The following is a 13,361-nucleotide window of genomic DNA, read 5'->3' as shown; positions in this document are numbered from 1 at the left end:
AGGTGCGGGGCCCGTCCCTTTGTCTGATGCCTTTTTCGGACCGGGTGTCAGCGCCCTGCGCTAGCGTGCAGGGCACAGGAATCGCTTAGGGGGACGAATGAAGAGCACGACCGTGCGCCGCGCGACCGTCTCGATAGCGGTGGCCGCCGCTATGACAGGGGTCGCCGCCTGCAGTGGCTCGGACTCCGGCAAGGGCTCGGGAGGGGACGGCAAGGCGGCCGACAAGGGCACGACCCGCGTCAGCCCCATAGCGGCCCTGCGCTCCGTGGAGAAGAGCACCGACAAGGCCGACTCCGCCAAGGTCGAGTCCACCACGACCATGGGCACGATGATGTCCATGAAGGCGGACGGCGCCCTCGGCTGGGCCGACGGTCTCACCGGCAACCTGACGATCACGTACACCGGCGGCACGATGGCCGACCAGATGCGCCAGCTGGGCACCACCTCCATGGAGGCCCGCTATCTGCCGGACGCCTACTACGCGAAGATGGGCGACAAGTTCGCCGAGCAGTCCGGCGGCAAGCACTGGATCAAGTACGCGTACGACGACCTGGCGGACCTCGCCGGCGGATCGGGCGCGTACATGAAGGACCAGATGCAGAACACCACGCCGAACCAGTCGGTGAAGCTCCTGCTGGCTTCCGGGGACGTGAAGAAGGTCGGCGAGGAGAAGGTGCGCGGCGAGAACACCACGCACTACTCGGGCACGGTCGACGTCGCGGACCTCGCGGGCGAGAGCTCGAATCTCACCGAGGACCAACTAGCCGATCTGAAGCGCCAGTTGGAGCAGGCCGGCGTCACCACCGAGACGGTCGACATCTGGGTCAACGACGAGGACCTGCTGGTCAAGAAGGTCGAGAAGGGCGAGCTGGCGACCGGCTCGATGTCCTCGACGGCGTACTACAGCGACTACGGCGTGGAGGTCTCCACCGAGGAGCCCGCGGCGAGCGACACCGCCGACTTCAAGGACCTGATGCAGACCCAGCCGGCGGCCTGAGAGCCCCGCACGGGCGTACGTGGGTGTCACACAGGCCTCACGAGAACTCAGGGGACTGCCTGAGTCCCCCTGGGATACGCTCGCGCCCTGTCTGTGAGTCGCTCATCTGTTCCTTGGGGGGAACCATGAAGATTTCTGTGCGCGGATCCGTACGTCGTAGGGCGACCGGTGCGGCGCTCGCCGCGCTGGTCCTCGCTGGGGGTGCCGTCGGCTGTTCCAAGGACTCCGCGAGCAACGCGAGCGAGGAGTCGCCGAAGATGACGCCCGCCGCGGCTGTGGCCAAGGCGGCGAAGAACACGGAGGACATCACCTCCCTCAGCTACCGGATGACCGGCAGGACTCCTGAGGAGGGTCGCGTCAAGGCCGAGGCCCAGATGCGGATGAAGCCCGACGTCGCCATGAGCATGAAGATGACCGCCCTCGACCAGGGCGAGGACGGCACCGCCGAGATCCGCCTCGTCGACAAGGCGATGTACATCGGCGGAGGCGCCGCGGCCGCCAAGGAGATGGACGGCAAGAGCTGGATCAAGTTCGACCTGTCCACGCTGGGCGACGACGCGCTGGGCGGCGCGGCCCCGGGTGCCGGGACGGCCGACAAGAACCCGGCCCAGGAGTCCACTTTCCTCACCGGCTCCAAGGACGTGAAGAAGGTCGGCACCGAGAAGATCGACGGTGTCGAGACCACGCACTACCAGGGGACGGTCACCCTCGCCGACTTCCGCGCGTCCCTCAAGGACGAGGACAAGGCCACTCGTGAGAAGCGGGAGAAGAGCCTCGAGCAGTACGAGAAGATGGGCGTGGACGCCCTCACGATGGACATGTGGGTCGACGGCGAGGACCACACCAAGCAGTTCCGTATGCAGGGCGACGCCGACAAGGGCAAGCTCGACATGACCATCACCTTCGTCGACTTCAACAAGCCGGTGACGGTCGAGGCCCCGCCCGCCAAGGACACCATGGACCTGGCCGAGATGATGCAGGGCGCCGAGAGCTGATCCGGAGTCGCTGTCAGGCGGATTTGCCTGACAGCGACCCGTTCACGTAATCTTCCCCAGAAGCCAAAGACCGCTGGTCGTTGCCGTGTGCTCGTTCGAGGGCGCGGTGGCCGAAGGATCCGCTGAAACTGCGGACGACCCGCGTAGGTGACTGTGGATGAACTCCCGGACAGTCCCGTACTTGCGTACGGATCCGTCCGGTCGAGTCACGCCCCGTGCGCCTGCGCCGGGGCGTTTCGTTTTCCCAGTCTCCTTCTGAGCGGTCCTCATCACCCGGAAGGAGGCCACGCTTATGGCAAGGCCCGACAAGGCTGCCGCGGTAGCCGAGCTCGCGGACCAGTTCCGCAGCTCGAACGCCGCTGTGCTGACCGAGTACCGGGGTCTCACCGTGGCGCAGCTCAAGACGCTGCGTCGTTCGCTCGGTGAAGACGCCCAGTACGCCGTGGTGAAGAACACGCTGACCAAGATCGCGGCCAACGAGGCCGGGATCTCGACGCTCGACGACCTGTTCAACGGTCCGACGGCAGTTGCCTTCATCACCGGTGACCCGGTGGTGTCGGCGAAGGGTCTTCGTGACTTCGCCAAGGACAACCCGAACCTCGTCATCAAGGGCGGTGTCCTTGACGGCAAGGTGCTGTCCGCCGACGAGATCAAGAAGCTTGCGGACCTCGAGTCCCGCGAGGTTCTGCTCGCCAAGCTGGCGGGTGCCTTCAAGAGCAAGCAGTCCCAGGCTGCCTCGGTCTTCCAGGCGCTCCCCTCGAAGTTCGTCCGCACCGCGGAGGCGCTTCGTGCCAAGCAGGCCGAGCAGGGCGGTGCCGAGTAATTCGGCTCGCGCATTGACCGACGCCGCCTGAGGCGACGGTCGTAGCGGGCCGAACGTACGCCCGCCTCACATGTACATCCGGCACCTGCCGAATTAGTGGAAGGACGCCATCATGGCGAAGCTGTCCCAGGACGAGCTGCTCGCGCAGTTCGAGAACCTCACCCTCATCGAGCTCTCCGAGTTCGTTAAGGCCTTCGAGGAGAAGTTCGACGTCACCGCCGCCGCCGCGGTCGCCGTTGCCGGCCCCGCCGGTGTTGCCGCTCCGGCCGAGGCCGAGGCCGAGCAGGACGAGTTCGACGTCATCCTCACGGGTGCCGGCGAGAAGAAGATCCAGGTCATCAAGGTCGTGCGTGAGCTGACCTCGCTGGGTCTGAAGGAGGCCAAGGACCTCGTCGACGGCGCTCCGAAGCCGGTCCTCGAGAAGGTCGCCAAGGAGGCCGCCGAGAAGGCTGCCGAGTCCCTCAAGGGCGCCGGCGCCTCCGTCGAGGTCAAGTGACCCCACGAGTCGTACGCCGCGGCGCCTGTGGGCGCCCCGCGGCAGCGGCTCCGGTGAGCTGACGCAGCCGCTCGCGCAGGGCTGTAACGCTGACGCACTGAAGAGCGATCACCCATCTGGGTGGTCGCTCTTCGGCGTTCGAGGGGGCCGTGCGGCGGCTGCCTTGCGCTGTCGGTCGCGACGAGTATGGTGATCTTCGTTGTGCCTCCGGCCGCCCCGTGACGGGCAGCAAGACAGGTTGCAAGACGGGTTGCAAGTGACGATGGCAGCACCCGGTTTGGGCATGGGGGGCCTTGACGAACCGCACGCAGCGCGCAATTCTCAGGACGCGTCGTCACAACGATCCGGATCCGAGGCATGGATCGGCGGCGAAGAGGGCAGTATCGATGTGCATCGAGGGCGTGGCTTGCAGCAGGGGTTGAGAACAACGAGGGTCTTCAAAAACCCGCACTGGACATCAGTGGGCCTAGTGGCTACACTGACCCTTTGCGCTGCCTGTTAGCTGCCTCCTGCCCGTCACCAGGGGCATGCCCTCGCTTGAGCACTGTGGATTGAACCGGTTCTGACCTGGCCTCCTTTGGCTGATTCAGGAAACGTCTGTCTCTGTGCCCGGCTTGGGACCGGTACGCGCGTAGTGAGTCCGAGCCCTCGGAAGGACCCCCTCTTGGCCGCCTCGCGCACTGCCTCGACCGCGAATACGAACAACGGCGCCAGCACCGCCCCGCTGCGCATCTCCTTTGCAAAGATCAAGGAGCCCCTCGAGGTTCCGAACCTTCTTGCGCTGCAAACCGAGAGCTTCGACTGGCTGCTCGGCAACGAAGCGTGGAAGGCTCGTGTCGAGGCGGCTCTGGACAGCGGACAGGACGTCCCCACCAAGTCCGGCCTGGAGGAGATCTTCGAGGAGATCTCTCCGATCGAGGACTTCTCCGGGTCGATGTCGCTGACTTTCCGCGACCACCGCTTCGAGCCTCCGAAGAACTCGATCGACGAGTGCAAGGAGCGCGACTTCACGTACGCCGCCCCGCTCTTCGTCACCGCTGAGTTCACCAACAACGAGACCGGCGAGATCAAGTCCCAGACCGTCTTCATGGGTGATTTCCCGCTCATGACGAACAAGGGCACCTTCGTCATCAACGGCACCGAGCGTGTCGTGGTGTCGCAGCTGGTCCGTTCGCCGGGTGTCTACTTCGACTCCTCCATCGACAAGACGTCCGACAAGGACATCTTCTCCGCGAAGGTCATCCCGTCCCGGGGTGCCTGGCTGGAGATGGAGATCGACAAGCGCGACATGGTCGGTGTCCGCATCGACCGCAAGCGCAAGCAGTCCGTCACCGTCCTGCTCAAGGCTCTCGGTTGGACGACCGAGCAGATCCTGGAGGAGTTCGGCGAGTACGAGTCCATGCGCGCCACCCTGGAGAAGGACCACACCCAGGGCCAGGACGACGCACTCCTCGACATCTACCGCAAGCTGCGTCCGGGCGAGCCCCCGACCCGTGAGGCCGCGCAGACGCTGCTCGAGAACCTCTACTTCAACCCGAAGCGTTACGACCTCGCCAAGGTCGGCCGCTACAAGGTCAACAAGAAGCTGGGCGGCGACGCCCCGCTGGACGCCGGCATCCTGACCGTCGAGGACATCATCTCGACGATCAAGTACCTGGTGAAGCTGCACGCCGGTGAGACCGAGACGGTCATGGGCGACAACAACGCCTCGATCGTCGTCGAGACCGACGACATCGACCACTTCGGCAACCGTCGTCTGCGCAACGTCGGCGAGCTCATCCAGAACCAGGTCCGTACGGGTCTGGCGCGTATGGAGCGAGTCGTCCGCGAGCGGATGACGACCCAGGACGTCGAGGCGATCACGCCGCAGACCCTGATCAACATCCGGCCGGTCGTCGCCTCCATCAAGGAGTTCTTCGGCACCAGCCAGCTGTCGCAGTTCATGGACCAGAACAACCCGCTGTCGGGTCTCACCCACAAGCGCCGTCTGTCGGCTCTTGGCCCGGGTGGTCTCTCCCGTGAGCGGGCCGGCTTCGAGGTCCGTGACGTGCACCCCTCGCACTACGGCCGCATGTGCCCGATCGAGACCCCTGAAGGCCCGAACATCGGCCTGATCGGCTCGCTCGCGTCCTACGGCCGGGTCAACGCGTTCGGTTTCGTCGAGACGCCGTACCGCCGGGTCACCGACGGTGTCGTCACCGACGAGGTCGACTACCTGACCGCCGACGAGGAGGACCGGTTCGTCATCGCGCAGGCGAACGCCGTGCTGAACGACGACATGCGCTTCGCCGAGGCCCGTGTCCTCGTCCGCCGTCGTGGCGGCGAGGTCGACTACGTCCCCGGTGACGACGTCGACTACATGGACGTCTCGCCGCGCCAGATGGTGTCGGTCGCGACCGCCATGATCCCGTTCCTCGAGCACGACGACGCCAACCGTGCCCTCATGGGCGCGAACATGATGCGTCAGGCCGTGCCGCTGATCACCGCCGAGGCCCCCCTCGTCGGTACGGGCATGGAGTACCGCTGCGCCGTCGACGCCGGTGACGTCATCAAGGCCGAGAAGGCGGGTGTCGTCCAGGAGGTCTCCGCGGACTACATCACGGTGGCCAACGACGACGGCACGTACACCACCTACCGGGTGGCCAAGTTCTCCCGTTCCAACCAGGGAACCTCGGTCAACCAGAAGGTCGTCGTCGACGAGGGCGACCGGGTCGTCGAGAGCCAGGTTCTCGCCGACGGTCCGGCCACCCAGGAAGGCGAGATGGCGCTGGGCAAGAACCTGCTCGTCGCCTTCATGCCGTGGGAGGGTCACAACTACGAGGACGCGATCATCCTGTCGCAGCGCCTCGTGCAGGACGACGTCCTCTCCTCGATCCACATCGAGGAGCACGAGGTCGACGCCCGTGACACCAAGCTCGGCCCCGAGGAGATCACCCGGGACATCCCGAACGTCTCCGAGGAGGTCCTGGCCGACCTCGACGAGCGCGGCATCATCCGCATCGGTGCCGAGGTCGTCGCCGGCGACATCCTGGTCGGCAAGGTCACGCCCAAGGGCGAGACCGAGCTGACCCCGGAGGAGCGTCTGCTCCGCGCGATCTTCGGTGAGAAGGCGCGCGAGGTGCGCGACACCTCGCTGAAGGTGCCGCACGGCGAGATCGGCAAGGTCATCGGCGTCCGCGTCTTCGACCGTGAGGAGGGCGACGAGCTTCCCCCCGGTGTGAACCAGCTGGTGCGCGTGTACGTGGCGCAGAAGCGCAAGATCACCGACGGTGACAAGCTCGCCGGCCGTCACGGCAACAAGGGCGTCATCTCGAAGATCCTGCCGATCGAGGACATGCCGTTCCTGGAGGACGGCACCCCGGTCGACATCATCCTCAACCCGCTGGGTGTCCCGTCCCGAATGAACCCGGGACAGGTCCTGGAGATCCACCTCGGCTGGCTCGCCAGCCGCGGCTGGGACGTCTCCGGTCTCGCGGACGACTGGGCGCAGCGCCTGCAGTCCATCGAGGCCGACAAGGTCGACCCGGGCACGAACGTCGCCACCCCCGTCTTCGACGGTGCGCGTGAGGACGAGCTGGCCGGTCTGCTGCAGCACACCATCCCGAACCGCGACGGCGAGCGCATGGTGCTCCCCACCGGTAAGGCGCCTCTGTTCGACGGCCGCTCCGGCGAGCCGTTCCCGGAGCCGATCTCGGTCGGCTACATGTACATCCTCAAGCTCCACCACCTGGTCGACGACAAGCTCCACGCCCGCTCGACCGGTCCGTACTCGATGATCACCCAGCAGCCGCTGGGTGGTAAGGCCCAGTTCGGTGGCCAGCGCTTCGGTGAGATGGAGGTGTGGGCGCTCGAGGCTTATGGCGCCGCTTACGCCCTCCAGGAACTGCTGACCATCAAGTCCGACGACGTGACCGGCCGAGTGAAGGTCTACGAGGCCATCGTCAAGGGCGAGAACATCCCCGAGCCCGGCATTCCCGAGTCCTTCAAGGTGCTCATCAAGGAAATGCAGTCGCTCTGCCTCAACGTGGAGGTGCTGTCCTCGGACGGCATGTCCATCGAGATGCGCGACACGGACGAGGACGTCTTCCGCGCCGCGGAGGAGCTCGGTATCGACCTGTCCCGGCGCGAGCCGAGCAGCGTCGAAGAGGTCTGACGGGTCTGGCCGGGGCTCCTTGAACAAGAGCCCCGGCTAACCCCGGACCCCAGTCAGACCAGTGAAGAATCGACCCCGAAAGAGGGATTGACGACAAGTGCTCGACGTCAACTTCTTCGACGAGCTGCGGATCGGCCTTGCTACCGCTGACGACATTCGTCAGTGGTCCCACGGTGAGGTCAAGAAGCCGGAGACCATCAACTACCGCACCCTCAAGCCCGAAAAGGACGGACTCTTCTGCGAGAAGATCTTCGGTCCGACCCGGGACTGGGAGTGCTACTGCGGCAAGTACAAGCGTGTCCGCTTCAAGGGCATCATCTGCGAGCGCTGCGGCGTCGAGGTCACTCGCGCCAAGGTGCGTCGTGAGCGGATGGGCCACATTGAGCTGGCCGCTCCCGTCACCCACATCTGGTACTTCAAGGGCGTTCCGTCGCGGCTGGGCTACCTGCTCGACCTCGCCCCGAAGGACCTCGAGAAGGTCATCTACTTCGCCGCGTACATGATCACGTACGTGGACGACGAGCGTCGTACCCGCGACCTGCCGTCGCTGGAGGCTCACGTCTCCGTCGAGCGTCAGCAGATCGAGAACCGCCGCGACGCCGACCTCGAGACCCGCGCCAAGAAGCTCGAGACCGACCTGGCCGAGCTCGAGGCCGAGGGCGCCAAGGCCGACGTACGCCGCAAGGTGCGCGAAGGTGCCGAGCGTGAGATGAAGCAGCTGCGTGACCGTGCGCAGCGCGAGATCGACCGTCTCGACGAGGTGTGGACCCGCTTCAAGAACCTCAAGGTCCAGGACCTGGAGGGTGACGAGCTCCTTTACCGCGAGCTGCGTGACCGCTTCGGGACCTACTTCGACGGCTCCATGGGTGCGGCTGCCCTGCAGAAGCGCCTGGAGTCCTTCGACCTGGAGGAGGAGGCCGAGCGCCTCCGCGAGATCATCCGTACCGGCAAGGGCCAGAAGAAGACCCGTGCGCTGAAGCGGCTGAAGGTCGTGTCTGCGTTCCTGCAGACCTCCAACAGCCCCAAGGGCATGGTCCTCGACTGCGTGCCGGTCATCCCGCCGGACCTTCGCCCGATGGTGCAGCTGGACGGTGGCCGCTTCGCGACCTCCGACCTGAACGACCTGTACCGCCGTGTGATCAACCGGAACAACCGTCTGAAGCGGCTTCTCGACCTCGGCGCGCCCGAGATCATCGTGAACAACGAGAAGCGCATGCTCCAGGAGGCCGTGGACGCCCTCTTCGACAACGGTCGTCGTGGTCGCCCGGTCACCGGTCCCGGTAACCGCCCGCTGAAGTCCCTCAGCGACATGCTGAAGGGCAAGCAGGGTCGTTTCCGTCAGAACCTGCTCGGCAAGCGTGTGGACTACTCCGCGCGTTCCGTGATCGTCGTCGGTCCGCAGCTGAAGCTGCACCAGTGCGGTCTGCCGAAGGCGATGGCGCTGGAGCTCTTCAAGCCGTTCGTGATGAAGCGCCTGGTGGACCTGAACCACGCGCAGAACATCAAGAGCGCGAAGCGCATGGTGGAGCGCGGCCGCACGGTCGTGTACGACGTCCTCGAAGAGGTCATCGCCGAGCACCCGGTTCTGCTGAACCGTGCTCCCACCCTGCACCGCCTCGGCATCCAGGCCTTCGAGCCGCAGCTGGTCGAGGGCAAGGCCATCCAGATCCACCCGCTCGTCTGCACCGCGTTCAACGCGGACTTCGACGGTGACCAGATGGCCGTGCACCTGCCGCTCTCCGCGGAGGCGCAGGCCGAGGCCCGCATCCTGATGCTGTCCTCGAACAACATCCTCAAGCCCGCGGACGGCCGTCCGGTGACGATGCCGACCCAGGACATGGTCCTCGGTCTGTTCTTCCTCACCACCGACGGCGAGATGCGGAACGTCAAGGGCGAGGGCCGGTCCTTCGGCTCCGCGGCCGAGGCGATCATGGCGTTCGACGCCGGCGAGCTCTCGCTGCAGTCGCGCGTGGACATCCGCTTCCCGGTGGGCACCATCCCGCCGCGCGGCTGGACCCCGCCGGCGCGCGAGGAGGGCGACCCGGAGTGGCAGCAGGGTGACAGCTTCCGGCTGAACACCACGCTGGGCCGTGCGCTCTTCAACGAGCTGCTGCCCGAGGACTACCCGTTCGTCGACTACGAGGTCGGCAAGAAGCAGCTCTCCGAGATCGTCAACGACCTCGCCGAGCGCTACCCCAAGGTCATCGTGGCGGCGACGCTCGACAACCTGAAGGCCTCCGGCTTCTACTGGGCGACCCGTTCCGGCGTCACCGTGGCCATCTCCGACGTCGTCGTTCCCGAGGCGAAGAAGGAGATCGTCAAGGGTTACGAGGCGCAGGACGAGAAGGTCCAGAAGCAGTACGAGCGCGGTCTGATCACCAAGGACGAGCGCACGCAGGAGCTCATCGCGATCTGGACCAAGGCGACCAACGAGGTCGCCGAGGCGATGAACGACAACTTCCCGAAGACCAACCCGATCTTCATGATGGTGAACTCGGGTGCACGAGGCAACATGATGCAGATGCGTCAGATCGCCGGTATGCGTGGTCTGGTGTCGAACGCGAAGAACGAGACGATCCCGCGTCCGATCAAGGCGTCGTTCCGTGAGGGCCTGTCCGTGCTGGAGTACTTCATCTCCACGCACGGTGCCCGTAAGGGTCTGGCGGACACCGCTCTGCGTACCGCCGACTCGGGTTACCTCACCCGTCGTCTGGTCGACGTCTCCCAGGACGTCATCATTCGCGAGGAGGACTGCGGCACCGACCGCGGCCTGCGTCTGGGGATCGCCGAGCGGGGCGCCGACGGCGTCCTGCGCAAGGCGGACAACGTCGAGACCAGCGTGTACGCACGTGCGCTGGCCGAGGACATCACCGTCGACGGCAAGGTGCTGGCCCCGGCCAACACCGACCTGGGCGACGTCCTCATCGACGAGCTCGTCAAGCACGGCATCGAGGAGGTCAAGACCCGTTCGGTCCTGACCTGTGAGTCCGCCGTCGGTACCTGCGCCATGTGCTACGGCCGCTCGCTGGCCACCGGCAAGCTGGTCGACATCGGTGAGGCGGTCGGCATCATCGCCGCCCAGTCCATCGGTGAGCCCGGCACGCAGCTGACGATGCGTACCTTCCACACCGGTGGTGTGGCAGGTGACGACATCACCCAGGGTCTGCCCCGTGTCGTCGAGCTCTTCGAGGCTCGTACGCCGAAGGGTGTCGCCCCGATCTCCGAGGCCTCCGGCCGCGTGCGGATCGAGGAGACCGAGAAGACCAAGAAGCTCGTCGTCACTCCGGACGACGGCAGCGACGAGACGGCGTTCCCGATCTCGAAGCGTGCCCGTCTGCTGGTGGGCGAGGGCGACCACGTCGAGGTGGGCCAGAAGCTCACCGTGGGTGCCACCAACCCGCACGACGTGCTGCGCATCCTCGGTCAGCGGGCCGTTCAGGTCCACCTGGTCGGCGAGGTGCAGAAGGTCTACAACTCGCAGGGTGTGTCGATCCACGACAAGCACATCGAGATCATCATCCGGCAGATGCTCCGCCGCGTGACGATCATCGAGTCCGGCGACGCCGAGCTGCTGCCCGGCGAGCTCGTGGAGCGCTCGAAGTTCGAGACCGAGAACCGTCGTGTGGTCCAGGAAGGCGGCCACCCGGCCTCCGGCCGTCCGCAGCTGATGGGTATCACCAAGGCCTCGCTCGCCACCGAGTCGTGGCTGTCGGCGGCGTCCTTCCAGGAGACGACCAGGGTCCTCACGGACGCGGCGATCAACGCCAAGTCCGACTCCCTGATCGGCCTCAAGGAGAACGTCATCATCGGTAAGCTCATCCCGGCCGGTACGGGCCTGTCCCGCTACCGCAACATCCGGGTCGAGCCGACCGAGGAGGCCAAGGCCGCGATGTACTCGGCCGTCGGCTACGACGACATCGACTACTCGCCGTTCGGCACGGGCTCCGGCCAGGCCGTTCCGCTGGAGGACTACGACTACGGTCCGTACAACCAGTAAGCGGGTCGCTTGAGTTGAAGGGCGGTCACCCTGTCGGGGTGGCCGCCCTTCGGCTTTTTTCCGCTACGGGAACCTGTGCCGGAAATGCCGCGTTGGAGCATGATGGAGGCCCAGCCGTCCGGGGGAGGTGCTCCCGTGTCCTATCCGTCGTGGCAGCCCTGGGAGGGGCGGGGTGACCCGCAGTCCCGGCAGGGGCAGAGTGGACCGCAGCCCTGGCACGGGCAGGGCGGTCAGCCGCAGGCCTGGCAGGCGCAGAGCGGGCAGTCGATGCTCGCCTCGCACGCCGACCGGGAGCGTGCTGTGGATGTGCTGAGAGCGGGCTTCGGCGAGGGGCGTATGCAGCAGCCCGAGTTCGAGAAGCGGGTGGCGCGGGCGTACGCGGCCCGTACGGTGGGCGAGCTGGCCCTTCTCGTGGCCGACCTGCCCCAGGGGCCCGTACCGCTGCCTGCGGCCGCTGGGACCGTGCCACGGACGTTCCTGCCCGCTGTGGCGCCCAAGACGAACGACAAGGCCGTCGGGTCGGCGATCTGCGGTGTGCTGTGTCTGGTGACCCTCGGCCTCACCGGCGTTCCCGCCGTGGTTCTGGGCCACGCCGCGCGGGCCGAGATCCGTCGTACGGGCCAGGGCGGTGACAGTCTCGCGCTGACCGGGCTCGTCCTCGGGTGGCTGTCCACGGGGGCCTGGACCCTGGTGCTGACGCTGCTGCTCATCGCGGCTCTGGTGTCCGCATGAAGATCACGGACGGGGTGGCGGCTTGGCATGGCCCGCTCAGGGATGCTAGTGCGGCCCATTTGTTTTGACCGCAGCGTATGAGGTAGGTACGCTCAGACCTTGTGCCTGGGGTGTGCCCTGGCTCCCGTGCGTGCCTTCAAACCGCGCGGGGAGCCGTAAGCGGCCACCGTAAATCTGCGCCCTTTTCGCCTCGCGGCGAGAGTCTGCAGGATTCGACACACCCGACCGCGTGGGTCGGCGACGTTCCAGGTTAGCTTCACCATTCGGCACACAGAAACCGGAGAAGTAGTGCCTACGATCCAGCAGCTGGTCCGGAAGGGCCGGCAGGACAAGGTCGAGAAGAACAAGACGCCCGCACTCGAGGGTTCCCCTCAGCGTCGCGGCGTCTGCACGCGTGTGTTCACGACCACCCCGAAGAAGCCGAACTCGGCCCTGCGTAAGGTCGCGCGTGTGCGTCTGACCAGCGGGATCGAAGTCACCGCTTACATTCCGGGTGAGGGACACAACCTGCAGGAGCACTCCATCGTGCTCGTGCGCGGCGGCCGTGTGAAGGACCTGCCGGGTGTTCGCTACAAGATCATCCGTGGCTCCCTCGACACCCAGGGTGTCAAGAACCGCAAGCAGGCCCGCAGCCGCTACGGCGCCAAGAAGGAGAAGTAAGAATGCCTCGTAAGGGCCCCGCCCCGAAGCGCCCGGTCATCATCGACCCGGTCTACGGTTCTCCTCTTGTCACGTCGCTCATCAACAAGGTGCTGCTGAACGGCAAGCGCTCCACCGCCGAGCGCATCGTGTACGGCGCCATGGAGGGCCTGCGCGAGAAGACCGGCAACGACCCGGTCATCACGCTGAAGCGCGCTCTGGAGAACATCAAGCCGACCCTCGAGGTCAAGTCCCGCCGTGTCGGTGGCGCCACCTACCAGGTGCCGGTCGAGGTCAAGCCCGGCCGCGCGAGCACCCTGGCGCTGCGCTGGCTGGTCGGTTACTCCCGCGCCCGTCGCGAGAAGACCATGACCGAGCGTCTGCTCAACGAGCTTCTCGACGCCTCCAACGGCCTCGGTGCCGCTGTGAAGAAGCGCGAGGACACCCACAAGATGGCCGAGTCCAACAAGGCCTTCGCGCACTACCGCTGGTAGTCGCAACCCACATCGAGACCGAGAGAAGACCGAAG

9 protein-coding genes are annotated in these 13,361 nt (G+C 66.1%); all 9 read left to right on the top strand.

The annotated features are described in order from the left end of the window. The first annotated feature begins 97 nt into the window (after nt 1-97). The 9 genes from GAS53_RS39885 to rpsG all read left to right on the top strand — a co-directional run bounded on the left by GAS53_RS39885 (nt 98) and on the right by rpsG (nt 13,326). The gene (locus tag GAS53_RS39885) at nt 98-997 is read left to right on the top strand and encodes a hypothetical protein (protein ID WP_151482649.1); all 900 of its coding nucleotides are present in this window, start codon (nt 98-100) and stop codon (nt 995-997) included. Nucleotides 998-1,122: 125 nt separating this feature from the next. Then, nucleotides 1,123-1,992 carry a LolA-like protein gene (locus GAS53_RS39880; RefSeq protein ID WP_151482648.1) on the top strand — a complete coding sequence of 290 codons (870 nt, stop codon included), beginning with the start codon at nt 1,123-1,125 and terminating at the stop codon, nt 1,990-1,992. Nucleotides 1,993-2,284: 292 nt separating this feature from the next. Further along, on the top strand, nt 2,285-2,815 hold the full coding sequence (gene rplJ / locus GAS53_RS39875) for a 50S ribosomal protein L10 (RefSeq protein WP_151482647.1): 531 nt from the start codon (nt 2,285-2,287) through the stop codon (nt 2,813-2,815). A gap of 112 nt (nt 2,816-2,927) precedes the next feature. Continuing rightward, the gene (rplL, locus tag GAS53_RS39870; protein WP_151482646.1) at nt 2,928-3,311 is read left to right on the top strand and encodes a 50S ribosomal protein L7/L12; all 384 of its coding nucleotides are present in this window, start codon (nt 2,928-2,930) and stop codon (nt 3,309-3,311) included. A gap of 664 nt (nt 3,312-3,975) precedes the next feature. Beyond that, nucleotides 3,976-7,464, top strand: a complete 3,489-nt coding sequence (gene rpoB / locus GAS53_RS39860) for a DNA-directed RNA polymerase subunit beta (RefSeq protein WP_151482645.1) — start codon at nt 3,976-3,978, stop codon at nt 7,462-7,464. A gap of 97 nt (nt 7,465-7,561) precedes the next feature. Continuing rightward, nucleotides 7,562-11,461 (top strand): DNA-directed RNA polymerase subunit beta', encoded by a 3,900-nt coding sequence (locus GAS53_RS39855; RefSeq protein WP_151482644.1) that lies wholly within the window; start codon nt 7,562-7,564, stop codon nt 11,459-11,461. 135 nt (nt 11,462-11,596) lie between these two features. Then, the gene (locus GAS53_RS39850) at nt 11,597-12,193 is read left to right on the top strand and encodes a DUF1707 and DUF4190 domain-containing protein (protein ID WP_404829396.1); all 597 of its coding nucleotides are present in this window, start codon (nt 11,597-11,599) and stop codon (nt 12,191-12,193) included. Between the two features lie 288 nt (nt 12,194-12,481). After that, nucleotides 12,482-12,853 (top strand): 30S ribosomal protein S12, encoded by a 372-nt coding sequence (gene rpsL, locus GAS53_RS39845; RefSeq protein WP_003948652.1) that lies wholly within the window; start codon nt 12,482-12,484, stop codon nt 12,851-12,853. Nucleotides 12,854-12,855: 2 nt separating this feature from the next. Then, nucleotides 12,856-13,326, top strand: coding sequence for a 30S ribosomal protein S7 (gene rpsG, locus GAS53_RS39840; protein ID WP_030345396.1), 471 nt, complete (start codon nt 12,856-12,858; stop codon nt 13,324-13,326). The last annotated feature ends 35 nt before the right edge of the window (nt 13,327-13,361 follow it).

The organism is Streptomyces albicerus, assembly GCF_008905045.1.
Classification (GTDB): Bacteria; Actinomycetota; Actinomycetes; order Streptomycetales; family Streptomycetaceae; genus Streptomyces; species Streptomyces albicerus.
This window is presented reverse-complemented; position numbering and strand designations above follow the sequence as displayed.

What these genes read in the sequence shown, in the direction of transcription:
- rplJ (WP_151482647.1), top strand. Translation starts at nt 2,285, where the DNA reads ATGGCAAGGCCCGACAAGGCTGCCGCGGTAGCCGAGCTCGCGGACCAG.
- GAS53_RS39885 (WP_151482649.1), top strand. Translation starts at nt 98, where the DNA reads ATGAAGAGCACGACCGTGCGCCGCGCGACCGTCTCGATAGCGGTGGCC.
- rplL (WP_151482646.1), top strand. Translation starts at nt 2,928, where the DNA reads ATGGCGAAGCTGTCCCAGGACGAGCTGCTCGCGCAGTTCGAGAACCTC.
- rpsG (WP_030345396.1), top strand. Translation starts at nt 12,856, where the DNA reads ATGCCTCGTAAGGGCCCCGCCCCGAAGCGCCCGGTCATCATCGACCCG.
- GAS53_RS39880 (WP_151482648.1), top strand. Translation starts at nt 1,123, where the DNA reads ATGAAGATTTCTGTGCGCGGATCCGTACGTCGTAGGGCGACCGGTGCG.